Source organism: Streptomyces sp. NPDC005799, from assembly GCF_040630525.1.
In the GTDB taxonomy this organism is placed as follows: Bacteria; Actinomycetota; Actinomycetes; order Streptomycetales; family Streptomycetaceae; genus Streptomyces; species Streptomyces griseorubiginosus_B.
Map to the genome: position 1 here is coordinate 162,747 of NZ_JBEXXQ010000006.1, position 25,819 is coordinate 188,565.

The window sequence follows — 25,819 nt, forward strand, 5'->3', positions numbered from 1 at the left end:
CCCCACGCCGTGGCGGAGCAGTGTCCCCAAACCACATCGCCCGGTAGCAACGTGTTCCGCGGACCAGGTTGCCACACGGCCGTGTATCTCCCCTCGGAAGGCTGTTGCCCCCTATGAGCGAACGCTCACTGAACGGGCTGTGCCGGCTCACGGTGCGCGCCCCTGAGAAAACGCTGGATCTCGCCGTTCCAACCGATGTGCCGATCGCGGACCTGCTGCCCGTGATCGCGGGGCACGCGGGCGAGGACCTGGCCGAGCAGGGTCTCCAACACGGCGGCTGGGTGCTCCAGCGCATCGGCGGGCATCCGCTGGACCTGGAGGGCACCCCGGAGTCGCTGGAACTGCGGGAGGGCGAGACCCTGGTCCTGCGCCCGGGGACCGAGGCCCTGCCCCCGGTGCGCTACGACAGCCTGCTCGAAGCCGTCTCGGCCGTGGTCCAGCAGCTGCCGCACGCGTGGAGCCCGCAGATCAGCCGCTGGGTGCTGCGGGTGCTGATGGCCTCGGCCCTGCTCGGCTGTCTCGTCCTGCTCGTCACGTCCAAGGGCGCCACGAGCGACCGGGTGGCCCTGGCGGCCGGTGCGGCCCTGCTCACCCTGTCCGGGGCGGGCTCCGCGGCCCGGGTGCTGGACGATCCGCAGGGCGGGGTGGTGCTGGGCCTGTTCGGCGCGGCCTTCCTGGCGGTGGCCGGGCTGCTGCTGATCGGCGGCGGGCAGGCCGGTGACGGTTCCCCCCGCATGGTCGGCGCCCATCTGCTCGCGGCGGGCGCCGCGGGCAGCGTGGGACTGGTCCTGGCCACCGGGGTGGTGACCGGCTATCCCGTGGTGTTCGCGTCCTGCGGGGTGCTGACGCTGTCGGCCGTGCTCTGCGGGGCCCTCATGGTGGGCCTGAACGTCTCCGCGCACCGGGCCGCCGCCGCGGTCGCCGCCGCCGCCGTCCTGCTCGGCGCCTTCATCCCGATGATGTCCTTCTCGCTCTCCGGACTGCGCCTGCCCCCGCTGCCCACCAACCCCGGCCAGCTCCAGGAAGGCATCGAACCGCGGTCCGAGAACGACGTCGCGAGCGGTGGCGCCGCGGTCGACCGCTGGATGACCGGTCTGTACGGCGCGGTGGGCGTGGTCTGCCTGGCCACCTTCGTCGAGCTGGCCCGCCACCCCGGTCTGCCGGAGACGGTCACGGCCCTGGTCCTGGCGGTTCTGCTCGGCCTGCACGCGCGAACGCTGGGCACGTCCTGGCAGCGGATCGCGCTGAGTGTGCCGGCCGGTGTCGGCACCGTACTGCTGATCGTGGACCTGGCCGCACAGCACGGCCGGCGGGGGGAACTCCTCGGTATCGCGGCCCTGTTGCTGAGCGCCGCCCTCGCCGCGGTCGTCTCCTGGACGGTGCCCGGACGGCGGCTGCTGCCGTACTGGGGGCGGGCCGGCGACCTGCTCCAGTCCGGCGCCGCCCTTGCCCTGCTTCCCCTCGCCCTGTGGGTCCTGGACGTGTACCAGCGCCTGCGCGGTCTGTTCGGCTGAGACTGAGGAGGTGTCATCATGCAGTCCCGACGCGACCAGGTCATCGCCCACCAGTTCCTGGTTTCCAGGCTGACCTCGGGTTTGCTGCGCGCCGACCCCGACGTGACGGAACCGCCCAACCGGCGCACCAACCGCGGCATGACCTACGGCATGGTCATCGCGGCCGTCGTCTCGGCCGGATCCCTGGTGTTCGGCCTGGTCAAACCGGGCGGCAACACGACGTGGGAGAGCGGCAAGGCGCTCATCGTGGAGAAGGAGACCGGGACCCGGTACGTCTACGACGGCCGACTGCACACGGTCGTCAACTACCCTTCCGCGCGGCTGCTGCTGGGCGCCGACATGTCGACGGTATCGGTGTCCGCGAACTCCCTGAGCACGGCCCGGCACGGCACGGAGGTCGGTATTCCCGGCGCCCCGGACTCGCTGCCCACGACGGGCAGTCTCAACGCCCATCCCTGGCAGGTGTGCGCCGCCACCACGACCACGGGCTCCGGGGCCCGCAAGCCGCTGACGGTGCTCGCCGTGGACAGCGCGCAGGAGGGCAGGGGTGTGCGCGAGGACCAGGCGGTCCTGGTGAAGGGGCCGGACGGCGACACCTATCTCCTGTGGCAGGACAACCGCTTCAGGGTGGCCGGCGGTCAGGCGGCGCTGGCCGCACTCGGCTACGGCGGGGTCGGCGCGACCACCGTGTCCGCGGCGTTCCTCGACGCGGTGCCCGCCGGCCCCGACCTCGCGGCCCCGCCGGTGACGGGACTCGGCGGCAGCGGCCCAGCGCTGGACGGCCAGGCCACCCGGGTGGGCGAGGTGTTCAGCGTGGAGACTCCCGGTTCCGCCAAGCGCTACTACGTGCTCGGCGGGGACGGTCTCATCCCCATCACCCCGACCCAGGCCGCTCTCGCCCTGGGCGACCCCGGGACCAGGCAGAAGGCCTACCAGGGAGCCGTACCGAAGGAAGTGGTCCTCTCGGCACAGGCGCTCAGCGGCGCGCTGGCGCCCTCCGGTTCGGCGGTCGGCACGGCCGTACGGCAGGCCGGGGCGCAGCTTCCGCCGCAGCCGCCGGCCCTGCTGGGGGTGTCCGACTCGGCGGGTGTCTGCGTCGGTCTCGACGCGCAGGGCGCCAAGAGCATCCGGGTGACACTCACGGTGGTGCCCGGCAGGACGGTCGTCGACGACGCCTTGCCGCCGCTGAAGGCGTCGGCGCCCGCCTGTCTGCCTGTCGACGGCATCGCGGTGGCCCCGGGCAGTGGAAGCCTGGTGCGCGCGCTGAGCAGTTCGGGCAGCGGTACCGGGACCACCACGTATCTCGTCACCGACAACGGGGTGAAGTACCGGGTGCCGACGGCGGCCGCCTCCTCGGACCTGGGATACGACCTGTCGGCCGCGGACGGACTGCCGGCCGCGCTGCTGAACATGCTTCCCACTGGTCCCGACCTCTCCCCCGAGTCGGCGGCGAGCGGCCGGGCCACGGTCACCGGCACACCCACATGTGGGCAAGGCAACTCGGCGGGTGCCGACACGCGTTGACGGCCGGGTGGCTAGAGTGAACCATGTGAACACGTATCTCGTGTTCGCCAATGATGGGGTGGCACAGGTATGACAACCCTCCGTCCCCTGACCTGCCCGGGCCCGCCGCCGTGTCGGTGGCGGGCCGAGCACATCACCAGAGCAAGGAGCTCCCATGGTTGATTCCTCCAACCGGCAAGCGTCCACGGACCAGACCTACATCCGGTCCATCCAGTTCCTGACGGAAGCCCGGGACAGCATCACCCGGCTCAAGGGCCAGGTCGACAACGAGCGGGTGACCCTCTCCCGCAGCTACGCGGGCGAGGACGGTACCGCCATGCAGCAGAAGTTCGTGGAATGGCTGGACGCGATACAGAGCGTCTCCAACACCTGCTCGCGGCTGGAGAACGTGCTGCACGAGAACCGGCAGCGTTCCAACAACGCGAAGCAGCAGAACCTCAGCGCCGTCCACAACGTCAGCATCGGCGGCGATGTGTCCACCTCGCAAAGCACCTTCCAGGCGCTGACCAACCCCAGCTGACGTCACCCGCGTCAGCAGTGAGGCAGCCACCTTCAGGGCAACCACCCAGACCGACCAGGAGCAGTCATGTCCGACGGCATCTACATCGATCACACCCAGGCGATCGCAATCGCCCATGAGCTGAACAGTCTGAACGCAAACATCGGCAAGATCGTGGACCACCTCAAGCAGCAGCTCGGAACGCTGGTCGACGAGTGGGTCGGCACGGACCGGGACACCTACTACAACCAGATCATTCCCCAGTGGAACGAGGACATGGGGAAGTGCAACATCGCCCTCGGCAACCTGATCCTGGTTCTGCAGGACAACTCGGCGACCCTCAGGAACGCTTCGCTCCAGAGCGCTGACGCCTTCCACGGCATCTAAGAATTTGACCGAGCCCTAGAATCGCCAGGAAGGCGCACATGCCCGGTAGCGAGCAACCCAATCTGGATCAGCTGGACTATCCAGCCCTGCAGAACTTCATCGACACCGATGTCAGCGGCTTCCTGCGCGATCTCGACACCATGCGGTCGCCCGACGCACACCCCACGGCGCTCTACGACGTCCAGAACAAGGCCCAGCCGCTGACCATCGGTCCGATGGAGAACGATGACGAGACCGGCGGGAAGAGCATCGTCGAGAACGCCAAGAAGGCCGCCGGCGCCATCGACAACGTGTTCAGGTCCCACAAGGAGGCGTTCACCAAGATCCAGACGGAACTGGGGAACGTCATCAAGAACATGAAGGACGCCGAAGCGAAGAACCTCTCGGCAGTCGAGTCGCAGAAATTCATGACCGAGATCAGCGGATATGTCTCTCTCATCGGCGGCGGCACGAGTACGAACACGGGCTCAGGCACGGGCAGCAGCCAGAACTCCCTGAACCTCTGACCAGAACGAAACACCCGGAGCGGTAGGACCATGGCCACTGAGAGCTGGGAAGACATCCTGCACCTGTTGACCGGCTGGTCGCTGGTCAGACAGTCCGACGTCACGGATGTCTCCGGTGACAGCGGAATCCCCTGGGTGAACATCAGCATCCAGAAGGGAGGTCATACCTTCGACGATGCCAACGACGCCGTCGCGTGGGTCCTGCCCAGGAATCCGAACAAGGGATTCCACTTCGAGTTCTTCAGCAAGAGCGACAAGATCCGCAAGTGGCGCGTCGAGGTGACGTACATCGACAGCCCGGCCTTCCACCGCTTCTGGGGCGACTCCGACGGCGCGCTCACCGGTCTGCTCTCGCAGTACTCCTCGGTCAAGGGCGACATCAGCGTCCGCGGCGACGGCGCCCCGACCAGTGAGACCGAGGGGGTGCAGCTCAAGTCGTTCGCGGAGCTGGCCTGGTCCTTCGACGCGGCCGGGGAGTTCTTCAAGCGCCAGACCGCGGTCCTGGACAACTGGCGGGCACAACTCGGCAGCGAACAGGCGTCGTGGAAGGGCAACGCGGCGGGCGCCTTCTGGCACCTGGTGGACGATCTGCACACGAAGTACGAGAACTACACGTCGGAACTCCAGCCGCCGGGTTTCAGCCCTCAGCACCGCTCGCCGTCCACGGGATACATCAGCTCGACGCTCCACGGGGACGACCTGATCGGTGCCGAGCAGTCGCTGTACAAGTCGTACAGCGATCTGCACAACGTCTACAGCAACTTCGTGTGGCAGCAGGCGCAGTCGATCACGACCACCCAGCCGGACGGCTCGACCTCCCAGCAGCAGATCCCGGCCGACCCGCTCGACGTGCTGAACCAGGTCATGGTGGAGGTCGGGCGCTGGATCATCGACAACAATTCGAGCCACTTCGGATTCGTGAAGGGGTCGGACTCCGTGGTCGAGACCAGGCCGGGGTTCAGTGAAGTGACCGCGTTCGGCGCCCTCACCGACACGGGCACCTGGCACGCGATGATCACCGAGGCGGTGAACCGCTGGTCCAACAACGTGCACACCAACCTGGACGCCAACGCCCGTCAGGTCCTGGCCGAGCTGAAGAAGGACTGGTCGCGGGTTCTGGACCCGAGCTGGAACTCCGCCTTCTCCTTCACCGACACACCCTCCACGCTCACCTCAAACGTGCAGCAGGAGACATCGGACAAGAGCGGCAACAGCCTCAACGACACCCTGAACAACCTGGGTAAGGGGCTGGACGACCTGGGAGGTGGCATCAACGACCTGGGGGGTGGCATCAACGACCTCGGAGGCGGGCTCAACGACCTCGGGAACGGCCTCACCACCAGCTTCAACGGACTCAGCGACATCGGCGGCGGACTCGGCAACAACCCGCCAACCGTCATCCCGACAGGCGGCGCGTTCGCGGACACTCCCTCGGGCAGTGCGATCACGGACCTGGCGGCCGACGGGCTGGGCGGCAACACCACTTCCGCCTCGGGCGACTCGACGGTCATCCCGACCGGCGGCGCCTTCGGGGACACCCTGACCGGCAACTCCCTGGTGGGTGACGGCAGTACGACGACCCCCGCCTTCGGCAGCGGCCTGCCCATCAGCAACATCGACGGCAGCACGACGGTCGCCAACGGCACCGGTGTGACGACGACGTACCCCAACGGCAACACGGTCACCCGCAACTCCGACGGCAGCATCACCTCGACGTTCGCCGACGGCACCAGCCGTACCGTCGCACCGGACGGCACGGTGACGACCGTCGACGCCCAGGGCGACTCCACCACCAGCCATCTCGGCGTGGGTGAGTCGCTCAGCAATCCGGACGGCACGTCCATCACGCGCAACGCGGACGGCAGCCTGACCCAGACCGCCGCCGACGGCACGAAGACGACGACGTTCTCCAACGGCACGACGGAGATCACCACGGCGGACGGCGCGACCCAGCTGACCTCGCCCGACGGCACCGTCTCGCATCTCAACGCCGACGGCAGCCTGACCACGGACGGCCTCAACGGGGCGAAGGTCACGGTGCATCCCAACGGCGACGTCACCACCGTCGACGCCCAGGGCCACTCCACCACCACCCACCTCGACGCCGGCAAGAGCATCACCAACCCCGACGGCAGCACCGTCACCGTCGACAGCAAGGGCAACATCGTCACGCACAACCCGGACGGAAGCACCACGACACTGCACCGGGACGGCACGGTCACCACCACCCAGGCCACGCCCACCTACACGGGTACCAACGGCAACACGAACCTCACGACGCCGCACATCGACATCCCCACCTACAGCGGCGGCGGGACGGTCAAGTACACACCCGACGGCACCACCATCACCAGCCATCCCGGCGGCGTCACCCAGTACACACACACCGACGGCAGCGGACTGGTCACCACCTCGGACGGCCGGTACCAGTCGATCCCGAGCCCGCAGGTCGCGGCGGCCAACCAGGTAGCCGCGGAAACGGCGGGCGCCGGGGCGGGCACCGGTACCGGCGCGACGGCCGGTGTCGGCGCGAGCGCGCTGACCGGGGCGGCGAACACCGACGGCCAGAGTGCCATGGGGCTGCTCTCCCCGATGATGATGATGGCCGGCATGAACCGCATGGGCGGCCAGCAGGGCGGCCAAGGCGGCGGGGACCGGGAGCGCAATCTCTACGACGGCAACGACATGGACGGCGCCGTCATCCAGCACGGCATGCCCTCCTTCGGCGGCCGGGCCGCTCCGGAGGATCCGGAGGAGTGGGAAGAGGAGGAGACCGACTCGGACGAACTCCTCGGCCCGCGACGCCCGTCCACCGAGTCCGGCTACGGAGTCGGCGGCGGTGCGCGGCAGTCGACCCAAAGTGCCGCCTGGTCCGGCAAGGACAAGGACGTCTGGGGCACCGAAGAGGGCGGGCTGCCGGCTTCGATCGGTCACTGACCTCGGCGCGAACCACTCGTCCACCACTGTCCTACAAGGGGCGGAACGGCACAGGAGAAAAGTCATGGGTTCATCACTTCAGGAACAGCAGCACCAGGCACTTGAGCAGTTCAAGAAGCAGCGCAAGGCGTTGATGGACGCCCGCACGGAGATCCAGTCGATCTCCGTGACCGCACGGTCCAGGGACGGTGTCGTGGAGGTCACCGTGGGCCACGACGGAGCGCCGTCGGGCCTGCGTTTCCCCAACAACAGGTTCAAGGAGATGACCGGTCAGGCGCTGGCCGCGAGCGTGCTTGAGGCCATGACCACCTGCCGGACCCAGATGACCTCGCGCGCCATGACCATCATCCACGCCGCGGGCACCACCGCCCCCACGGGTCTGGACGGTGGAGTCCTCGACCGTGTCGACCTGGACAAGCTCCTCGACGGCGGTTCGCTGGAGGAAGTGCTTGCCCCGCGGCCCACCGGAGGCGACAGCCGTGGCTGACGAAAACCTGCTGGTCGCCGACCCCAGCCGTATCAAGGCCGGCGGCGCAGCCACCGACCAGGTGGCGGACCTGACGGACCACGCCGCCGAGGAGTACCAGAACGCCACCGCGTACGACGTGCAGGACCCGGCGTGGGGCAATGACCCGTACGGCAGCGCGTACGTCCAGAACTATCTTCCGGCCCACCGCCAGATGCTCGAAGGGATCAAGAGTCTGGCGAAGGCCGTGGCCGCCGCGGGCGCCCTCACGACCCAAGCGGGGAGGAGCTTGGACAACGCCCAGAACAGCAACACGGAGGCGATCAACAACATGCCCGACCCGCACACCGGCATCCGCAAGTAAGAGCATTCCGCGTGAGAAAAGACCTCACCGCACGGCCGGGCGCCGGTGTGCGGTGAGGTCCGTTCGCGATGCCGAGGTCCCGTTGTCGCTCGGACCTACTTCTTGGACCACTTCTGGTTGTCGGTACCGGCGCACGACCACAGCTGAAGCCTGGTGCCGTTGGTGGTGCCGTTGTTCTTCACGTCCACGCACTTGTCGGCGAGCACGCTGGTCAGGTCCTGCCGGACATTGAGCCGGAACTGCTGCGCGGGGCCGCCGTTGCAGGTCGCCAGCTGGACGACCGTACCGTTGGCGGTCGACGCGCCCGCCGCATCCATGCACAGGCCGAAGGCCCGGATCGTGCCGTCGGAGGCGAAGGTCCACTTCTGCGCGGACGATCCCGAGCAGTCACGGATCTCCAGTGGTGAGCCGTCCTTGCCCGCGCCTCCCGCCACGCTGAGGCAGCGACCGGAGGCGTGGCTGAACACCATCACGCCCGAACCGCTCGACCCGCTCGTCCCCCCGGAGGAGGCCGGAGCCGTCGTCTGTGTCCCGGGTGCCTGGGCGGCGGGCTGCGCCGCGGAGGACGACGTGCTGTGGCTCCCCGACGTACCACCGGCGTGCGTAGAGGACCCCGAGGAGGAGTCGTGTGTACCGCCCTTGGCCGTGCCGGACCCGGCATGCTTCCCGTCGCCCGTGCCGACGGCTCCATCGTGTCCGGCGGTGGCCGCGTCCGACACAGCGCCGGACTTGTGCCCGTGCGAGGGGAGCAGCGCCCCCGGCACACCCGCCAGAGCACCGCCGTCCCGGCCGGAATCGAGAAGCGTGGCGGCGGCATCCGGAGTGGCCTTGCCCTGGCCGGTTCCGCCACCCCGCAGTCCTAGGAGGACACCGGCCACCAGGACGACACCGGTGACCGCCGCGACGGTCAGCACGGTGCGGTGGGTACCGCGCAGGAGAGCACGGGCGCCGCGACGTCCCGTCTCCGCCCGTGCCTCGGCCGATGCGGCTGCGGTTCCGCCAGTGGTCCCGATGGCGGCTGTGCCGGTCGCCTCGGACCGCAGGGAGCCCGGCCGCGTGCGCGACGAGAGGGCGGCGAGCGAGGTCGGAGGGATCCCGCTGTCCCCGGACCGCGCCGCGGTTCCCCGGGCGGGCAGGGCCGCCGTACCCTCGGGCGCGGTCGTGGGTTTCTGTGCGGGCGGCTCCTTCCGTGCCGCCGAAGCGCCCCCCGAATCCGTCGGCCTGGTCACCGACTCCGTGGGTATCGGGGGATTTCGTTCCGCGGCGGGCTTCGCGCCGGTCGCCGCGCCCGCACTGACCGGTGTACTTGCCGGAGCCGCACGGGCGGGCCGCGGCGGATCTGGAGATTTCATGTGCTTCCTTCCGAGGGAGCGCAGATCGGGGTCCGGTGCGCCAGGATTCAGCACACGTGCCTACTCCCACAACTGCACAACGGATCCGAATACCACAGGGTACAGCACGTGTGAGTTTTGACTCATCGACCGGAACGGCCCGACACATGTGAACTTTGGACACATGTCAACGCGTATAACTGCACGAGGGTTCCGTCCTGTATGAGGTGTCAAGGCACGACGGGCCTGCGGTCGTGATTGATGTCGCCGACCGACGAGTGTGCAACAGGTGGAGACGTGGTGACTGAGGAACCCTGGTACAACCCGATCGTGGTCTTCATCTCGGGTATGTCCGTTCCGCTGGGGTCGCCGCAACGGATGCACAACGAGGTGCAGGTCCCTCACGAGGAACTGGTGAAGTTCCTGGACGGGTTCGAGAACCTCGTGGCGCAGGTCGCGGGGGGCACAGCTCAAGGGGCGAGCGGTGACTGGCCCGAGGCCTACGTCGAGGCGATGAAGACGTTCCTGTCCGGCGGCGGTGAGGACTACCTCTCCGGCCTGCGGGACACGGCGGCCCAACTCGCGGACGGCGCCCATGAGTTCGCCTACCAGCTGGACTACACCAACCTGATGATCGTCCTTCAGGTGCTGGCGTTCCTGGTGGAGTGGGCGATCACCCTGACCATGTGGGAGTGGAACCCGATCGGGGCGGCCATCGAACAGGCCTTCCTGAAGGAGCTGTTCAAGATCCTCTTCGGCAACACCCTGCGGCGTTTCCTCACTCACGCAGCAATGACGATGGTGACCAACGTCGCGCTGTCGACCGCGCTGGACGGGCTGGCCCGGTGGATTCTCGCCCTGCATGGCGAGCACACCTCCCAGGGAAACCAGTACAGGAAGAGCGCGGTGCTCTCCGGTGCCGTCCAGGGCGCGTTCGGTGCCGCTGTGCCGTTGCTGACGGGCCCGATCAAGAAGCTGATCTCCAAGGGGTTCTCGCCCACGGCGATCAAGTCGATGCAGGAGACGATCGAGAACGCCCTGCAACACCCCGCTTCCTCGGCACCCGCCAAGACCGCCGGCTCCGACCTGGCCGGTGCCGCGAAGGCCGGGTCGAAGAGCGGGGGCGACCTGCCCGAGACTCCGCTGGACAAGGAACTCTCCGACATCGGCGGCTCGTTCGGCCCCAAGCTGGCCGCGCTGACCGTCCCGATGCGGGTCGCTCTCACGCACGACGTCGTCTCCAAGAGGGTTCAGGGCGAGTTCCGCGACGCGGTGGGCAAGGAGTTCGAGACCGCATTCGGGAAACAGCTGGGGTCGGACCTGGCACGCGAGATGGGCACCGACTGGGCGGCGGCCTTCATGGCACACGCCGGCGGCAAGGACCTGTCGGCAGCCCTCAAGTCGGCGCTGGGCCCGATGGAGAAGCTGGGCACGACCTACGCCCCCCTGCGCGCGGCCCTGTCGGACGGTGTGACCAAGGCGATGCCGTCGTTCTGGAAGGAGAAGCCGGCCCACCTGCTGGTGGACACGGCGTTCAGCGCCGGGTATCAGAACCTGTCCGAGGGTGTCGTCAACTACATCGAGCAGGGGAAGTTCAGCACCAGCAAGGAGACCACGTTCGGCGCGATGGGCGGCGACATCCTCGGCCGCGCCAAGCATCCTGTCCTGGCCGGTGTGCCCAGCGCCCTCAAGGGCGCGCTCCACCTGGACTTCAAGATGCCCCAGTTCCTGGTCCAGGAGCACGTCAACACCGCTGCGGCCGACGACCTCGGCGCGCCACCGCCTCAGTACGCCTCGTCCCCGTCAGCGGGCGAGACCAGTCGCGGGGGAACGGACGGCGACGCGTTCGTCCCGCCGCACACGTACAGCGCGGCGGCCGGAAACCCGCTCACGACACCGAGCTTCGACGAGCCGTCCGTCAACCTCTCGTCCTTCAACACCACGTCCCTCAACGGCCCCACAGTGCAGCCGGCGTCAACAGGTGCGCCCGAGCCCACGAGTTCGAACGCCGGTTCCGCCACGGCTTCCGGATCCGGCACGCCGACGACCGGCGCGGGTACGGGTGCCCAGGGGCGGGGCACGGCGGCCGGAACACCCCCGACGGGCGTCACACCGGCGTCCGGCCCGACTCGCATCACCACCACGAGTGCGGCCGGCGGCGCTCCGTCCCGCCCGCAGCCGCAGGGGGACGCCCAGAAGGCGGCCTCCGGTGCGTCGCGCCCGGAGACCCGCACGTCGCAGCCAGGCTCGCCCCAACCCGACCGTCTGTCCACCGAATCCTCCGGCGGCAGCAGGCCCGGACGTCAGGAAGCGGAGAATCCGGGGGCCCAGACGACATCCCCCACGCACGAGACCTCGACAACCGTGTCCGAGGCTCCAGCCATCACGCACGAGGCTCGTGTCGCCACGCACGGGACCGTGACCACCACCCACGAGTCCACGGGGCATCGCGAGGAACCGTCGGAGCGAGCGGACGTTTCGGCGCCGGTCCGAGACGCCTCCACACCCGGATCCGAGACACCTCATCTCACGACGGCATCGGACACGGCCCCGACACACGGCCACGACGCCTCGGCCGGCTCCTTCGACTCGCTCGGCGGAGCCGGAACCCACACCCCGGCCTCCCACGACAGTCCCTCTCCGAACGTCAACGGGCCGCAGCGTGGGGGACGTTCCGGGACCGGCCTGGGCGACGACGGCCGCGAGGACACCGACGCCCTGCGGTCGTTCCAGCGGCAATGGGGAAAGACGTCCGCCGACCACGGACTCCCCGCTCCGCTGCGCGCGGCGGTGACGGAGGCGTACGTACGACTGGGCGGTTCCTCGGAGCACGCGGACCATCTGCTCACCCGGCTCAACAGGCATGTCGACGACTTCGGCGGCTTGTCCGCGGCGGACCGGCACGTGGCGATCGTCGCCCAGAAGCTGCTGCGGGGGACCCCGCAGGACGTGGACGCCGCGGTGAAACTGGCGCGGTCCGCCGGCGTCACCGTCTCCGAACAGGAGGGCCCTGTCCCGCCGCCGGGCACGACCACCGGCCACTCGGGCCCGGCGCTCACGGACGCGGACCGGACAGCGCTGGACACGGCGGAGCGGTTCCTGGAGGCCGTGCCGCCACGGGAGTTGGCGCAGGCCGAACACTGGGCCCGCATCCAGGTGTCCGCCGATCACACCTGGTTCATCGACGCCCACCACCCGGACGCAGCCGGGCGCCGCGAGTTGATCGACGCCTTCGTCACGTTGCTGAGCCACAGCCGCCTCACGGACGGAGTGGAGGCGACCCGCGCGCTCTCGCTGCAACTGGCCGGGCGTTACGGCACGCGACGGACCACGGGCCTGGTCGGCGGCGCCGACCCGGAACAGCCGGTGCTTCCCCCGTCGCCCACCGAGTTCCCGACGGCCGGACCGAGCAGGGAGGAACCGACCCTTGAGGAGTTCCTGAATGACATCCAGTTCCGTTTCGACCAGCTCGGACTCGCCGACAGGCCCGAGGCCCCAGACGCGCCCGTGCCGTCGTCCGCCGGGGCGCCGCCCCGGGACGGCGTCGGGGAGACGGGCGTCGCAAAGCACGTGCTGTGGCATCGGTTGTTCGACGGCGGCGACGGTGAGCGCGCGCTGGCCGACGTCACCGCGTCGCGCGGTGCGGAGCCATCCCCGGCGGAGGTGCAGCTGCGGCGCGAAGCACGGGATCTGCTGACGACGCTGCCGGGACTGACGGTGCTGGTCGGCGAGGGCGCCGGGTACGGCCATCAGGCGGCGGCGGTGAACATGCTGACATCCCTGACGGAACTCGGTTACACCGGGCGGTTCAGGATCATCGCTCCCGGCTCGATGGGACAGCGGATGGATCTGCTGCTGCCACCGGCGATGCGGGAGCGGGTCGACTGGATCGCGGACGAGTTCGGCAGCGGCTACGAGGCCGGATACCGCGAGAACCCGGGCCATCCGGTGTTCGTCGCCGCCATCGACACGCTGTCCGACGACCCGGGGACCGCACTGGACTTCCTCAACTTCACCGGCGCCGACCGGGCGGTGATCCTCAAGCCGTACGCCTGGGGCGAAGGCCGGCGCATGCTCTACACGCGCGATCCCGACGGCACGGCGACCGTGACGGACCTTCAGGATAAAAACGGCATATCCGGCAGCGCTCTGTTCCACTACGCGATCCCCCACCTGACCGGGCCCGCTCTTGAGGAACTGATCAACGCGCAGGCCGCCTCTCCCGAGCACGCCGCCGACCTCATCGCCATAACCCGTGCCGTCCACGACGGCCGGGCGGACCTCATGCCCGTCTACGGCGCCCACGCCCTGCATCCCTCCGAACGGGCCACGGTGCTGCCCGTCCTCGCCGAAGGCCTGCACGCCGCGGCCCTGCCCACCCCTGTCGTCATCCTGGCGGTGGGTGATGCCGGGGTCGCCTACGCCCCCCGCCACGAGGCCGAGTGGCTGCACCATCACGAGCTCGGCGACCCCGGCCTGCCTCGTGCGCTGGCCGAGGCCGGACCCGGCGACGTCCTGGTCGTCATGGCGGGAGGGCTCAAGACGGAACTGTTCCAGCAGGCCTACCAGTTGGGCACCTTGCCGGCCCTCACCGAAGGCGCCAACACCACCGCCGCCCTTCAGCTCCAGGGCCGTCCCTACTTCTCCACCCGCACCGCGTGGACTCCCTACGACCTCATCGCCGGGACAGCGCAGGACCAGGCCGCCGTGGCCACGCTCACCGAGGTCACCGAAGCGCTCTCCCAGATGAGCGAGTGGGGGCAGGAGATCTCCGAGCACCCCATCGCCGAACTGCGGCGGGAGACCGAAACGGCGATCAGCACCCTCCGGGCTCTTCAGCCCCCCGAGGCTCCTGTCCTGACCGTCGACGACGCGGACCGCTTCCGCGTCGTCATCGAGCACTCGTCCCTCGAAACACACCACGACGCCGTCCAGACCGCCGAACGTCTCCTGGGCACCGGGCTCGACGGCTGGAACACCCTCGAGAAGTTCCTGGCTCCGGCCGACCAGAACGACTATCGGCGCGTCAGGCGGCTGGGCCACCTCGAAGTCACTCTCACACCCGGGGAACGGGACCTGCTCGTCGCCGAGATGCAACGCCACCAGGACGCCTACCTGGAACAGATCCGCCAGGAAACCGCCCACTTCTCCATCGCGCCCACCCCCGACCAGATCACCACCATCACCAACGCGATCACCGACGCCGTCGACCCCAGCACAGTCCTCGGCAGCTACTTCCAACGTCTCACCCACCAGGCGCATCACCCCGACAACGACCAGGTCCTCCAGGCGATCGCCCGAATCCAGCACCCCGGAAGCACCCGCTCCGAGCCCAGGAACGCAGCCCCCACCACCGAACCCGACGACAACACCACAGCCCCCGACAACGACACCTCCACCGCCGAGGACGACGGCCCCACGGTCGACTTCTCCAACGCCAACGACACCACCACCGCCGACAGCTCCCTCGACGACGACACCTCGACCGTCGAGGACGACGACACCCCCACCACCATCGGCAGCCTCTTCGACGACGACACCCCCACCCCAGAAGACCACGACACCCCCACCACCATCGGCAGCCTCTTCGACGACGACACCCCCACCAGCGCGACCATCGAAGACTCCGTGTTCTCCATCCTCATGTCCTCGGATGGTGACGCTGCCGATGCCGGTCCGGATGTCGCTCTTAACGGCGTCGGTGCCGGGCCTCCGGCCTCGCACGAGATGCGGGAACCGGTCTCGGCGCCACCCGTACGTGACGAGGCACACCATGTGGGTGGTCTGGAGACGGAACCTGTGGCACCGCCGCAGACAACCGGCAAGGGCAAGGAACGTGCGGTGGATGCAGGTGCCGCCGCCGACGTCCAGCGGGACGAAGGCGTGGTGATCGACGCGGGAGCGGCGCTCACGGACGCCAGGCGCGCGCTGGCCCGAGCAGAGTCCGTTCTGCAGGAGACCCGCGAACGGTACGAGCAGGGCGTGGGCGGTTCTGCCGAAGCCGACGACACTTCGCTCGCGCGGGCCTACGACGACTTCGTGTCGGCGGGTCAGACGGTCTCCGACGCGGAAGCGCACTGGCACGAGGTGACCGACGACGAGCCGCTCCCGGAGGTGCAGCCGTACGAGGGGCAGGGGCTCGGCGGCGGCATGCCCACCCTGAAGCGGTCCTCCAAGAGAATCGGAGCTCCGCCTCCGCCCGGCCAGCCCGTGTTCGCTCCGCAACCGGCCCAGCCCTTGTTCGCCCCACAGCCACGCCAACCGGTGTTCGCCGAGCACAGCTGGGGCGCCGCCCCGGCCCATCTCTCTCCGGTGACGGGCAACACCTACTACGCGAACTGGTTGCACACCCAGTCGACCGACGGGTCGAGCAGCCGGAGGTTCCAGGCCATCTCCACCAGCCTCAACGAATGGCTGCACGGCACGGGAAGCCTTGACGCGGTGCATGTCTCCATCGACAAGTGGATGAACTCCTCCTCCGCGCAGACCAGGAGTTCCCGGCGGACCGCTGTCAGAGATCTGCAGGAGGAACTACTCGAGGACGCCGGGCGCACCGTGGGGCAACAGTCCACGCCGGCAGGCCAGTTGGACTGGGGACGTTCTCTCGAACGGACCGGTAGCCAGGATTCCCGTATGAGCGGTGTCTCGGTCGCCGGCGACGCCGGCCGGGGCCGCTCTTCGAGCCGGAGTTTCTTCGCACGTATCGGAGACGCGGTGAGGCGGTCGGTCTCCCGCGAGAGCAGCCGTCGAGTAAGTGTCGACCACCCGCAGGGCATGCTGCATCCCCAGCCCACCGGCCAGTCCACCGGTCCCCACCCAAGCTGGAACAGCCATGTCCCGGAACGGCCGGCGTCGGCGGCCGGCCAGTACTTGGCCGACCCGCCCCGGCAACGATCCTCGTCGCGGTCACATCCGGGCACGCGCCACCATCCTCAGCACGCCGGCCCCTACGACGTGCAGACCGGTAGCCATGTCGATGTGCACACCCTGGCCGGGTCGTTCCAGAACCTGAACATGGGTCCCGACCCGCACGGCGCGCCGTCCATGCAGGTCCCCGTCCCACAGCCTGCACCCCAGCACCCCGCGAGGAGCGACAACGCGCATCTCAGGTATGTGTGGACCCCTCAGCACAAGGTGACCCGGCTATCGACCGCCGCAGGCAGCCACTACGACGGGAAGAACTTCGCGGGCGATCCCGGCACGGTGCTCACGAACTTGGACAACAATGTCATCGCCAGCGATGATAAATGGCTCACATACGCGGGCATGGGTGGCGTCAGAGCCGCACGGGGCGCGAACCTGAGGAAGGCCGAGCAGGAATACCTCTTCACCAATCCGAATCTGGCCACATTCTTTCACGAAGCCAAGATGGGTATACACCCGGCAGACCAACCGCACGGGCCCCACAAACTGGAAGAAAAAACCGTGCAGCTGGGTCATAGAATGACCGCCAGGGTCTCTTACTATGCGAATGACCCGTACTACCACAGCGTCGTGAACGCGTTCATATCAGCGATCGATACCGTGCAGAAGAGATTCGACCTGCCCGACCGCCACATAGAGATCGTCATCAGTCCCTACGGAAACGTCAACTACACGATCGACGTCGACGGAAAAATGACCAAGACGGGTGGAATAAAAGGGCTCCAGGAAGGCTCAGCGGCTCTCTATATGCTCAAGAGCAGGTTCTATGTGCTGCTCGGTCCTCGCTTGCAGGCCGAACACATAATCCATGAACTCGGACACTGGATCGCGTATCACAAAAACCCGATTCTCTTTCACAAGCTCTGGCGGTCACAGTGGATGGATGAGGAATACAAGAAGCGCGCCCTGCGTACGCCAGGGAACGACCAAATAGCCGTTGAAGGGTACGCCGGAACGAATCCGATGGAATTCGTGGCCGAAGCATTCCGGGCAATGGTGATGGGCCATCGGCTGCCTTCCGATGTCGCAAGAATGTACAAAGCCTTCGATGGCCCGGCGCCCCGACGCTGAGCACGACAAAAAGAAACAGGAGAGTGTTTTGCCCGGACAACCCCCGCCGCCGGAGATCGTCAGCGCCGCACGGTTCGCGCGTGATCAGTGGCTGGTCGAGATCGACCCCGCGTGGACGGACGAGGAGGACGTGCCCGCCTCGGCGGTCGTCGCCGAGTGGCGGAGCGACGCCAGGGGTCTCATCGTCGACCGGCGGGACAACGAGACGTACCTGCCCTCACCCCGCGCGTTGGACTGGCCCGCCCCCACCGATCGCGTGGACGAGGCGATGCAGTGGGCGGCCACCGGGCACGGGGCCGTCGAAGCGGTGCTGGAGGCGCTCGTCGAGGCCGAGCAGGTCGCCGTACTGACCACCCTGGACGGCGCGTTCGTCGTGGCGCTGTCCCAGGACGGCGCCCCGGTGGTGCCCGTCTACACCGCCGGGGAGCAGATGCTGGGCGTCGGCCGGCTGACCGCGCGTACCGCGCGCATCGCCGAGCTGCTGGAGGGGCTTCAGGAAGGGCACGAGTTCTATCTCAACCCGGCAGGCCCGGTCGCCATGCGGGTGCGGACGGAAGCGTTGCGGGAGACGTTGGACCGGTTGTCCACCCGGCCGACGGCACCGGCCACCGAGCCGCCGTTCACCCCGGTGCCCACACAGAGCGCGCGGGACGGCGGACCGGAAGGTGTCGACGTGGGGGTCACCGCGGCGACCTGAGCACGCGGGACAACGAGGAAGGGGCCGGCGGCTGATGCCGCCGGCCCCTCGTCGTGGGTCATCACCCTTCGTCCATCACACTTCGTTCGTCACTCGTATTTCGTCACTCTTCGTACACGGCTCCAGGATGGACACCCGCGAAGTCCGCACTCCGCAACCGCAGCCCCGCCACCAGACACGCCACCTCGACGGCCGGCGGCAGGATGCCGCCACTCTCGTCCTCCCGGTACACGCCCATGCCGATCTGGTCCATGAAGGGGACGAAGACGTCCGGCTCCGTGCCCCTGGCCGCCGCCCTGCCGCGCTCCAGCCGCTCGGAATCCGCCTCCCCGTACTTGGCGAGGACCTTGCCGTCCCGGTACCAGGCGAGGGACTCCCAGCCGTCGAAGTCCACGTAGTAGACGATCGCGTCGGTGCCCCGGGACAGCTCCTTCGCCCGTTCCACGCCCCCGAAGCCGCACGGTTCGAAGAGCACGACATGCTGGTCCACCCGCACGGCCAGCGCGCTCCTGGGCTGGCTGTCCAGGTCTGCGAACGTCGCCTTGAGAAGGTTCCGGAAGGTGATGGCCCGGACACTCTCGTCCGGGGCGCCGAGCCGGCGCAGGATCTCCCGCTCGTCGGAGTGCTCCACGAAGGTGAGGGTGCACGGGCCCTCGGACAGGTCCAGCAGGTCGAACCAGTCCCGGGGCAGCCCGGTTCCGGCCGGGCGCGGGGGCTTGGCGTCCTCCTTGGCCCGGCGGCGGGCCTCCGCGCGGCGGAGCTTGGCGAGCCGGGCCTCCTCGGGGGCCGTGCCGCTGGTGTGGAATTCGTCGCCGTTCTCGTCGAGCAGCACGATGTCTCCCTGGTCGCGTACCACCACCGCGGAGATCCTGACCCGCGTGGGATCCAGCCGGTAGCGGCCGGTCCAGCGCAGCAGGACCATGGAGTTGGTGCCCACACGCAGGATGCCGTCGGTGCCTAGGGTGAGCGGGCCGGCTGCCTGCACTGGACTCGACCAGATTCCGCGGTCCATGCGCCCGCCCGGGGAGTCGAGGCTGGTCCGGCCGGCCGGGTCGTGGCTGAACCGGTACTGGCCGTTCAGGGAGAAGATCGGCTCGGACAGGACCTGCCCGGGCAACAGCCGGTCGCCGCTCGCGGGCCGGTGGGCCGCCAGTTCGGCGTCGCTGAGCGGATCCCTGCTCCAGCGCAGGCCCCCGTCGGGATCGGTGAGCACGAGGCGTCCCTGGTCGGTGACGGTGGCCTCGACGGCCCTGCGATCGACTCCGCCCGAGACCCAGACCGGCGTCCTGGGCCAGGCCTCCAGGACCAGACGCCCTTCCTCGTCCAGGGTGAGCTGCCCCGGAGCCGTGCCGGGCGTGCCGATGTGCCACAGGTCGCGGCCATGTGCGCGGTCGCGCAGCACGGCCGTTCCGTCCGGGCGGTGTTCCAGGGCGTAGGCCCCATCGGGCGAGACGAGGGACCGCAGGCTCAGTGACTCCCCCGTCCTCAGGACGGTCGAATCGGCGCTGCTCATCGATGCCTCCAGCGAGCGGGGGTCCGGCGACGCGGTGCTGCGCCCGGAGAGGATGGCCGTCCCGTCGGGGGAGATGGGACGGCCACCTGGTCCCGCGCGCCTCGACGGCACGGCGGTCTCCACTCTAGAAACGAGTTCCGGCCTCGTATGGTTCACACACCTCTTTTGGACGCTCCCACTCACATGTTGCTCCGGTGGCCGAGTCGACATGCGACCACGTGACACCCGACGCAGACACATATGATCACTGGCGGCATGTCACACCCACATGTCACGGAGCCGGTCGTACGGCTCTGCCCTCACACTTCGAGGACGAGACTGACGTGAACGACTTCCAACCCGGTCGCAGGCGCCTGCTGAAGATGTTCGGCCTCGGCGCGACGGCGACCACCGCGGCCATCCTCCAGGCCGACCCCGTGCTCGCCGCGACCCTCGGCTACGACGAGAAGACCGGGGTCTCCCCCGCCTCGTACCGAGCCCCCGAAGGACTGGCGAAGAACACCGCAGCCAAGCAGACCGCGCTGGACTGGATCTCGGCCAACGAGGGCGCGATCACGAGGCTCAGCGACGACGTGTGGCAGCACGCGGAGCTGTCGCTGCGCGAGTGGAAGTCCTCCCTCGCCCATGCCAAGCTGCTGAAGGACAACGGCTTCACCGTCGAGTGGGGCTCGGCCGGTTTCCCGACCGCGTTCGTCGCCACCTGCGGCACCGAGGGCCCCGTCATCGGTTTCAACGCCGAGTACGACGCCCTGCCCGGCCTGTCCCAGAAGAAGGGCGTGGGCGTCCATGACCCCCTGGTCTACAACTACGACGCCTACGGCCCCACCTACGGCGCCGGTCACGGCGATGCCCACAACGCCCTGGGCGCGGGCGGCACCGCCGCCGCCATCGCGGTCGCGCGGGCGATCCGCGCGAACGGGCTGAAGGCCCGGGTCAGGCTGTTCGGCAGCGCCGGCGAGGAACAGCTCGTCGGCAAGGCGTATGCGGTGAAGCAGGGCGTCTACGACGGCCTCGACGCGTTCCTGGACTGGCACCCCTTCAACATCACGGTGCCGTTCTGGAACACCACCAGCGCGCTGGTCTCGGCCACCTTCACCTTCCTCGGCGCGTCCGGGCACGGCGGCACCCCGCTTGGCAACAAGAGCGGCCTGGACGGCGCGCTGCTGATGGCGACGATGTCGGAGTACCTGCGGGAGAAGAACGTGGCCCCTTCGGGCCGCTTCCACTACGCGATCATCAACGGCGGTGGCGCGCCGAACGTGACCCCCGACATGTGCTCCATCTGGTTCTTCGTCCGCGAGGGCAGCCCGGCGCGCGCTCAGGTGCTGTATGACAAGATCGTTGAGTGTGGGAAGGCCGCCGCGCAGGCCAGCCAGACCCGACTGGTGCACAAGTTCCACTCCGCGACCTGGAACCTGCTGGCGAACAAGGCCGGCGCGGAGCTGCTCAACGACAACATGCAGCAGATCGGCGCCCCGCAGTTCACGGACGCCGACCACACACTGGCGAAGGCCGTGCAGAAGTCGCTGGGCAAGCCCGAGGTGGGCATGCCGACCGCGCTGACCCCGCTCGCTCCCCCGGCCGCCGCGTACACCGGCGGGCTGGCCACCGACACCGCCGACATCAGCTGGCAGACGCCCACGGCGGTGCTGCTGTCCGCGGCCTACCCGCCCGGCATCCCGAACCACAACTGGGGTGTCACCGCGACGGCGGCCACCACCATCGGCCATCAGGCCCTGCTGTCGGCCGCACGCTATCTCGCGGCGGGCGCGATCGACCTGATCGAACAGCCGGACCTGCTGGACGCGATGAAGCAGGAGTTCAAGGACCGTACCGAGGGCGTCGCGTGGGCCTCGATGATCCCGGACGGGAACCAGCCGCCGCTGTACGAGCCGCCGACCGAGTTCCTGAAGGCGACCGGGCAGAGCTGGCCGCCGAAGGGCGTGACCTGGCCGGTGCCGCCGGTGGTGTCCACCGAGCAGTTGGGCACGACGGGCCCCGCACTCCCGCCGGTGACCTGACGGGTCCGAGGACTCCCCCGCCCGTGACCGGTCTCTCCGCGGTCACGGGCGCGGTCCGTGCTGCGTCACTCCGCCAGCGAGGCCGCGTCGCCCATCACGATCACCGGGTGCAGCCCTGGGTCGAGGGTGCGCAGCAGGTCCTTCATATGTGTCTTCGCCAGGCTGACGCAGGCGTGGGTGGGTCCGCCGTGGTCGACATGCAGCCATATGCCGCCGCCCTTGGCCGCGCCCAGCGGGCGGCCCCAGTCGAGCGGGGACGTGCCCTTGACGTGGTTGTAGTCGATGGCGATGACGTAGTCGAAGGACCCGGCGAGTGCTTCGCCCTCGAATCCGGTGCCGCCGACAGAGAATCCTCCGGAGTGGCTGTACGGCAGTTTGGAACCGGGGTCGGGCAGCAGACCGCCCGCGTCGCTGAGGGTGAACACCCCGACGGGCGAGCGGAGGTCGTCGAGGTGGTGGTCGGCGGTCCAGCCCTTGAGGGCGTTGTGGGCTGGCCAGGCGGTGCCGCCCTGCCACCCGGAGTCCGTCTTCCGGTAGAGCACCACCTGTGAGCGGAAGGAGTTCTTGTCCTGCCCGGTGACCAGGACCAGTTGGCGGGCGTTCGCGGGGACACGTGCCGACATGGCCGGGCCCAGACCGGGGATCCCGGCGGGGCTCGCAGTGGTCGCCCCGGCGCCCGGCGCGGTGGAATACGTGGCGCCGGGCGCGGAGGGCCGCGCGGGCAGGGCGGCTCCCCTGCCGCCCTCCTCGCTGACGGCCGGCCGGGCGGTGTGCCTGCTTTTCGCACCTGTGAGGGCTCCGGTCGCGCCGCAGACTCCGACGGACACCGCGGTGGCCAGCACGGCCGCGGGTAACGCCAGCCAGGCCCCGGCGGGAAGCACACGGGTGCGGCCGGTGGTGACCGGGGCCGCGCGGTGACGGCCTTGGCGGGCGCTCTTGTCGGGTGAAGCCATGTCCGGATGTCCCCCCAAGTCACGGCGGTGCAGGGCCGGGGCGGAGAAGCCGTCCGGGCACGTCCGACACAGCGCCGAATGAGATACGTATGCGTTGAAGATACACGCGCAGACATTTGACTTACGTCAGGCTCCGTTCAGCCCGCGGGATCCGTCCCGGGGCCCCTCATGCCCCGGCGCACCCCGTGGTCGGGCCGGGTCGCGCATCCGACGCTGACCGTCAACTGACCGATGTGCGGGCGTCGTGGGCGGCGAAGAGTGATGGGCACAGACTTCTTCCCTTGGAGGGGAACTCCCGTGATGCACCGTGATCAGTCACCCTTGCGGGCGCGTTCGGCGCCCGACCTCGTGCCGTCGCTCTTCCTGGAACTGGACCAGATGCTCGACGAGTTCACCCGGCTGCCGATGCGGGCGAAGTTCCGCTTCGACCCGGCCATGCCCGCCGTGATCACGGTGGAGTTCCTGGCCGAACGCGGGCCGAGTCTGGTCTGGCTCATCGGGCGTGAGCTGCTACTCCTGGGCACCACGGCGATGAGCGGCTCCGGTGACGTACGGATGTGGCCGACGCTGCCCGGAGGGCGGCCGGCGTCCTGGCTGCTCCTGGAATCGGAGGAGGTGGAGGCGCTGTTCGAGGTGCCCACCGCAGCCCTCGTGGAGTGGCTTGAGGCGACCTACCGGGTCACTCCGGCGGAGACGGAGATGGCCGGTCTGAACTGGGACGGTTTCCTGATGGAGCTGCTCAGCGGTCCGGCGACAGCCTCCGAGTAAGCGCCGCTGGATCAGGCAGCGGAATGACTTGCCTCCCCGGTCGTCACCTGTCAGAGTGGTGACGAACAGGGTTGCCGTCGTCGACCCGGTGCATGGTTACGTCACACGTATGCCACCCGGGCACCCGATGCCGACGCTCTGCCGCAGGCCGCGAGTGTGCGGCGGACGAGGAGGAGAACATGAGGACCAGCAACCCGAACCTTTCCCGTTGGAGCGCCACCCGGGGTGCCGCCCCGGCCGACTCCCCCACGCGCCGCCCGGTGGGTGCCACGGTCGGCGCCGGCCCGGCGGACGACTACCGCTCGAACCCCTACGCCCCCGGCGCCGGCACCTTGGCGGGCGGCGCCGGCAAAGCCGTCACCATGGACGACGTCCTCGTCCGCACCGGAACGACGCTCGGCACCGTGGCCCTGACGGCCGTGATCTCCTGGCTGCTGCTGCCGGTCGACGAGGCGAACCTCGGCCGGTCCTACGGCCTCGCCCTGGGCGCGGCCCTCGTCGCGTTCGTCCTGTCGATGATCCAGGCCTACAAGCAGACGCCGTCCCCAGCTCTGATCCTCGGCTACGCGGCGTTCGAAGGGGTGTTCCTCGGTGTGCTCTCCAGCACGGTCTCGACATACCTCTCCCCCGGTGTCGTCGTGCAGGCGGTGCTCGGCACCTTCGCCGTCTCCGCCGCGGTGCTCCTCGCGTACCGGATGCGCTGGATACGTGTCGACCGGCGGTTCGCCGGGTTCGTGGCCTCCGCCGCGACCGGCTTTCTGCTGCTTCTCGCCGCCGACCTCCTCTTCTCCGCCTTCGGCGCGGGCAACGGCCTGGGCTTCCACAGCGGCGGCCTCGGCATCCTCTTCGCTGTCATAGGCATCGTGCTCGGCGCGGGCTTCCTGGCCCTGGACTTCAAGCAGGTCGAGGACGCCATCGCCTACGGCGCCCCGCGCGAGGAGGCGTGGCTGGCCGCCTTCGGTCTCACCACGACCCTGGTGTGGATCTACCTGGAGGTGCTGCGCGTGCTGACCCTCTTCAACAGCGACAACTGAGTTCCCCCGGATTCCTCGACGCCGAAGGGGCGCGCACCGTGCGTGCCCCTTCGGCGTTCCGGTGCGCCGGCCGGTGACTGAGCCTCACCGGCACCCGGTTCGTTCTCACCATGACGGCGAGGACGGGAGAAACGTGTCATGTGCCCCGACGAGGAGTGCCCGTACCGGGACGGTCGGGTGGTCATCGACCCCGCCTTCAAGGCCGACGCCCCCGCCCGCTATGCCCGGCTGCGGGAGTTGGGCTCATCCATCCCGCCGAGTTCCACCTCGGACTGAAGGGCTGGGTGGTCGTCGGCCACGAACTGGCCCGGTAGGCGCTGACCCACCCCGCCCTGCTCAAGGACGCCACGCCCGCCGCCGAGGCGCTGCCCACCGCCGGATACGTCCTGCACAAGCCCTCGGTCGGACTGGGCGCGCAGATGATGGAGGCCGACCCTCCCGACCACACCCGGCGGCGCCGTCTGACCTCGTCGGCCTTCAACGCCCCGCTGCCCGCCACGGTCATCGCCGAGCTCCTCGGCATCCCCGAGGAACACCACCTCGACTTCCGCCGCTGGTCGGGCAAGCGCTCCAGGTGGCCTCGCCCATGCACCGCGCGGCGCTCGCCGGTCTCCACGGGATGCCGGCCGGCCTGGTCGCGGGCAAGGCGGCACGCTCCCCGGGACGACCTGCTGTCCGCCCTGGTCGCCGTGCGCGACGAGGAGGACGGCCGGCTGACCGAGGAGGAACTCGTCGGGACAGCCATGATGCTGGTCGTCGCCGGGCACGAGAGCACCGTGCACCTGCTTGGCAACGCCGTGCTCTCCCTGCTGCGGCACCCGGGCCGGCTCGCCCTGCTGCGCGAGCGGCCCGATCTGGTTCCGGGCGCGGTCGAGGGGTTCCTGCGCCACGACACCTCCGTGGAGCGCTCCACCAGCCGTTACGCGGCCGAGGACATCGAGCTGGGCGGAGTGCGCGTGCCCCGGGGCGGCATGATCGTCGTCGCGCTCGGCTCGGCGGGCCATGACGCACCGCAGCCCGGAGGCGGCGACCCCGCCGCGCTCGGCGTCACCCGGCCGGGCGCCCGTCACCTCGCCTTCGGACACGGCATCCACCACTGCCTGGGTGCCCCGCTGACCCGGCTGGAGGCGACGATCGCCCTGCGGGTCCTGCTCTCCCGCGTCCCCGAACTCGAACTCACGGTGTCCGTCGGCTCGTTGGAGTGGATCGGCTCCGGCATCATCCGTGGCGTGCTGTCCCTGCCGGTGCGCTACCGCCTCGCCTGACAACGGCGCTCACCGCATGAAAACGTCCCGGCCCGCGCCGTGGAG

18 protein-coding genes are annotated in these 25,819 nt (G+C 69.2%); 15 read left to right on the forward strand and 3 right to left on the reverse strand.

What is annotated here, in order from left to right:
• Positions 1-113: 113 nt before the first annotated feature.
• The 8 genes from eccD (at position 114) to ABZ453_RS08395 (ending at position 8,197) form a co-directional block, all read left to right on the forward strand.
• A complete protein-coding gene (gene eccD, locus ABZ453_RS08360; RefSeq protein WP_359012847.1) occupies positions 114-1,514 on the forward strand; it encodes a type VII secretion integral membrane protein EccD in 1,401 nt (466 codons plus the stop codon).
• An 18-nt stretch (positions 1,515-1,532) separates the two neighbouring features.
• Positions 1,533-3,038: a type VII secretion protein EccB gene (gene eccB / locus ABZ453_RS08365; RefSeq protein ID WP_359012849.1), complete on the forward strand. Its 1,506-nt coding sequence runs from the start codon at positions 1,533-1,535 to the stop codon at positions 3,036-3,038.
• A gap of 154 nt (positions 3,039-3,192) precedes the next feature.
• On the forward strand, positions 3,193-3,558 hold the full coding sequence (locus tag ABZ453_RS08370) for a hypothetical protein (protein WP_359012851.1): 366 nt from the start codon (positions 3,193-3,195) through the stop codon (positions 3,556-3,558).
• 66 nt (positions 3,559-3,624) lie between these two features.
• Positions 3,625-3,924 carry a WXG100 family type VII secretion target gene (locus ABZ453_RS08375; RefSeq protein ID WP_359012853.1) on the forward strand — a complete coding sequence of 100 codons (300 nt, stop codon included), beginning with the start codon at positions 3,625-3,627 and terminating at the stop codon, positions 3,922-3,924.
• A 38-nt stretch (positions 3,925-3,962) separates the two neighbouring features.
• Positions 3,963-4,430 carry a type VII secretion system-associated protein gene (locus ABZ453_RS08380; RefSeq protein WP_359012855.1) on the forward strand — a complete coding sequence of 156 codons (468 nt, stop codon included), beginning with the start codon at positions 3,963-3,965 and terminating at the stop codon, positions 4,428-4,430.
• 30 nt (positions 4,431-4,460) lie between these two features.
• Positions 4,461-7,367, forward strand: coding sequence for an AAWKG family protein (locus ABZ453_RS08385; RefSeq protein WP_359012857.1), 2,907 nt, complete (start codon positions 4,461-4,463; stop codon positions 7,365-7,367).
• Between the two features lie 64 nt (positions 7,368-7,431).
• Positions 7,432-7,854, forward strand: a complete 423-nt coding sequence (locus ABZ453_RS08390; protein WP_359012859.1) for a YbaB/EbfC family nucleoid-associated protein — start codon at positions 7,432-7,434, stop codon at positions 7,852-7,854.
• The gene (locus ABZ453_RS08395; RefSeq protein ID WP_359012861.1) at positions 7,847-8,197 is read left to right on the forward strand and encodes a hypothetical protein; all 351 of its coding nucleotides are present in this window, start codon (positions 7,847-7,849) and stop codon (positions 8,195-8,197) included. The genes ABZ453_RS08390 and ABZ453_RS08395 overlap by 8 nt, the downstream gene beginning before the upstream one ends.
• Positions 8,198-8,292: 95 nt before the next feature.
• On the opposite strand, the gene ABZ453_RS08400 is transcribed toward ABZ453_RS08395, so the two are convergent.
• A complete protein-coding gene (locus ABZ453_RS08400) occupies positions 8,293-9,111 on the reverse strand; it encodes an RICIN domain-containing protein (RefSeq protein ID WP_359012863.1) in 819 nt (272 codons plus the stop codon).
• Positions 9,112-9,828: 717 nt separating this feature from the next.
• Here ABZ453_RS08400 and ABZ453_RS08405 point away from each other — a divergent pair.
• Both ABZ453_RS08405 and ABZ453_RS08410 read left to right on the forward strand, forming a co-directional pair.
• Positions 9,829-17,523 carry a hypothetical protein gene (locus tag ABZ453_RS08405; RefSeq protein WP_359012865.1) on the forward strand — a complete coding sequence of 2,565 codons (7,695 nt, stop codon included), beginning with the start codon at positions 9,829-9,831 and terminating at the stop codon, positions 17,521-17,523.
• A 28-nt stretch (positions 17,524-17,551) separates the two neighbouring features.
• Complete coding sequence (locus ABZ453_RS08410; RefSeq protein ID WP_359012867.1) at positions 17,552-18,220, forward strand: type VII secretion system-associated protein; 669 nt, start codon at positions 17,552-17,554, stop codon at positions 18,218-18,220.
• 103 nt (positions 18,221-18,323) lie between these two features.
• On the opposite strand, the gene ABZ453_RS08415 is transcribed toward ABZ453_RS08410, so the two are convergent.
• The gene (locus ABZ453_RS08415) at positions 18,324-19,733 is read right to left on the reverse strand and encodes a DUF6461 domain-containing protein (RefSeq protein ID WP_359012869.1); all 1,410 of its coding nucleotides are present in this window, start codon (positions 19,731-19,733) and stop codon (positions 18,324-18,326) included.
• Between the two features lie 323 nt (positions 19,734-20,056).
• On the opposite strand from ABZ453_RS08415, the gene ABZ453_RS08420 reads away from it, so the two are divergent.
• Positions 20,057-21,754 carry an amidohydrolase gene (locus ABZ453_RS08420; RefSeq protein ID WP_359012871.1) on the forward strand — a complete coding sequence of 566 codons (1,698 nt, stop codon included), beginning with the start codon at positions 20,057-20,059 and terminating at the stop codon, positions 21,752-21,754.
• A 65-nt stretch (positions 21,755-21,819) separates the two neighbouring features.
• Here the strand turns inward: ABZ453_RS08420 and ABZ453_RS08425 are convergent, their stop codons facing one another.
• Positions 21,820-22,707 (reverse strand): hypothetical protein, encoded by an 888-nt coding sequence (locus ABZ453_RS08425; protein WP_359012872.1) that lies wholly within the window; start codon positions 22,705-22,707, stop codon positions 21,820-21,822.
• Between the two features lie 300 nt (positions 22,708-23,007).
• Between ABZ453_RS08425 and ABZ453_RS08430 the strand changes: the two genes are divergently transcribed.
• The 4 genes from ABZ453_RS08430 (at position 23,008) to ABZ453_RS08445 (ending at position 25,774) form a co-directional block, all read left to right on the forward strand.
• Positions 23,008-23,475 (forward strand): SsgA family sporulation/cell division regulator, encoded by a 468-nt coding sequence (locus ABZ453_RS08430; RefSeq protein WP_359012874.1) that lies wholly within the window; start codon positions 23,008-23,010, stop codon positions 23,473-23,475.
• Between the two features lie 179 nt (positions 23,476-23,654).
• Positions 23,655-24,509, forward strand: coding sequence for a Bax inhibitor-1/YccA family protein (locus ABZ453_RS08435; protein WP_359012876.1), 855 nt, complete (start codon positions 23,655-23,657; stop codon positions 24,507-24,509).
• Positions 24,510-24,647: 138 nt separating this feature from the next.
• Complete coding sequence (locus ABZ453_RS08440) at positions 24,648-24,785, forward strand: hypothetical protein (protein ID WP_359012878.1); 138 nt, start codon at positions 24,648-24,650, stop codon at positions 24,783-24,785.
• A 143-nt stretch (positions 24,786-24,928) separates the two neighbouring features.
• Complete coding sequence (locus tag ABZ453_RS08445) at positions 24,929-25,774, forward strand: cytochrome P450 (protein WP_359012881.1); 846 nt, start codon at positions 24,929-24,931, stop codon at positions 25,772-25,774.
• Positions 25,775-25,819: the final 45 nt, after the last annotated feature.

Coding starts and splice junctions, on each gene's coding strand:
- ABZ453_RS08390 (WP_359012859.1), top strand. CDS start 7,432: ATGGGTTCATCACTTCAGGAACAGCAGCACCAGGCACTTGAGCAGTTC.
- ABZ453_RS08385 (WP_359012857.1), top strand. CDS start 4,461: ATGGCCACTGAGAGCTGGGAAGACATCCTGCACCTGTTGACCGGCTGG.
- ABZ453_RS08380 (WP_359012855.1), top strand. CDS start 3,963: ATGCCCGGTAGCGAGCAACCCAATCTGGATCAGCTGGACTATCCAGCC.
- ABZ453_RS08370 (WP_359012851.1), top strand. CDS start 3,193: ATGGTTGATTCCTCCAACCGGCAAGCGTCCACGGACCAGACCTACATC.
- eccB (WP_359012849.1), top strand. CDS start 1,533: ATGCAGTCCCGACGCGACCAGGTCATCGCCCACCAGTTCCTGGTTTCC.
- ABZ453_RS08415 (WP_359012869.1), bottom strand. CDS start 19,733: ATGAGCAGCGCCGATTCGACCGTCCTGAGGACGGGGGAGTCACTGAGC.
- ABZ453_RS08440 (WP_359012878.1), top strand. CDS start 24,648: ATGTGCCCCGACGAGGAGTGCCCGTACCGGGACGGTCGGGTGGTCATC.
- ABZ453_RS08425 (WP_359012872.1), bottom strand. CDS start 22,707: ATGGCTTCACCCGACAAGAGCGCCCGCCAAGGCCGTCACCGCGCGGCC.
- eccD (WP_359012847.1), top strand. CDS start 114: ATGAGCGAACGCTCACTGAACGGGCTGTGCCGGCTCACGGTGCGCGCC.
- ABZ453_RS08430 (WP_359012874.1), top strand. CDS start 23,008: ATGCACCGTGATCAGTCACCCTTGCGGGCGCGTTCGGCGCCCGACCTC.
- ABZ453_RS08375 (WP_359012853.1), top strand. CDS start 3,625: ATGTCCGACGGCATCTACATCGATCACACCCAGGCGATCGCAATCGCC.
- ABZ453_RS08435 (WP_359012876.1), top strand. CDS start 23,655: ATGAGGACCAGCAACCCGAACCTTTCCCGTTGGAGCGCCACCCGGGGT.
- ABZ453_RS08445 (WP_359012881.1), top strand. CDS start 24,929: ATGATGGAGGCCGACCCTCCCGACCACACCCGGCGGCGCCGTCTGACC.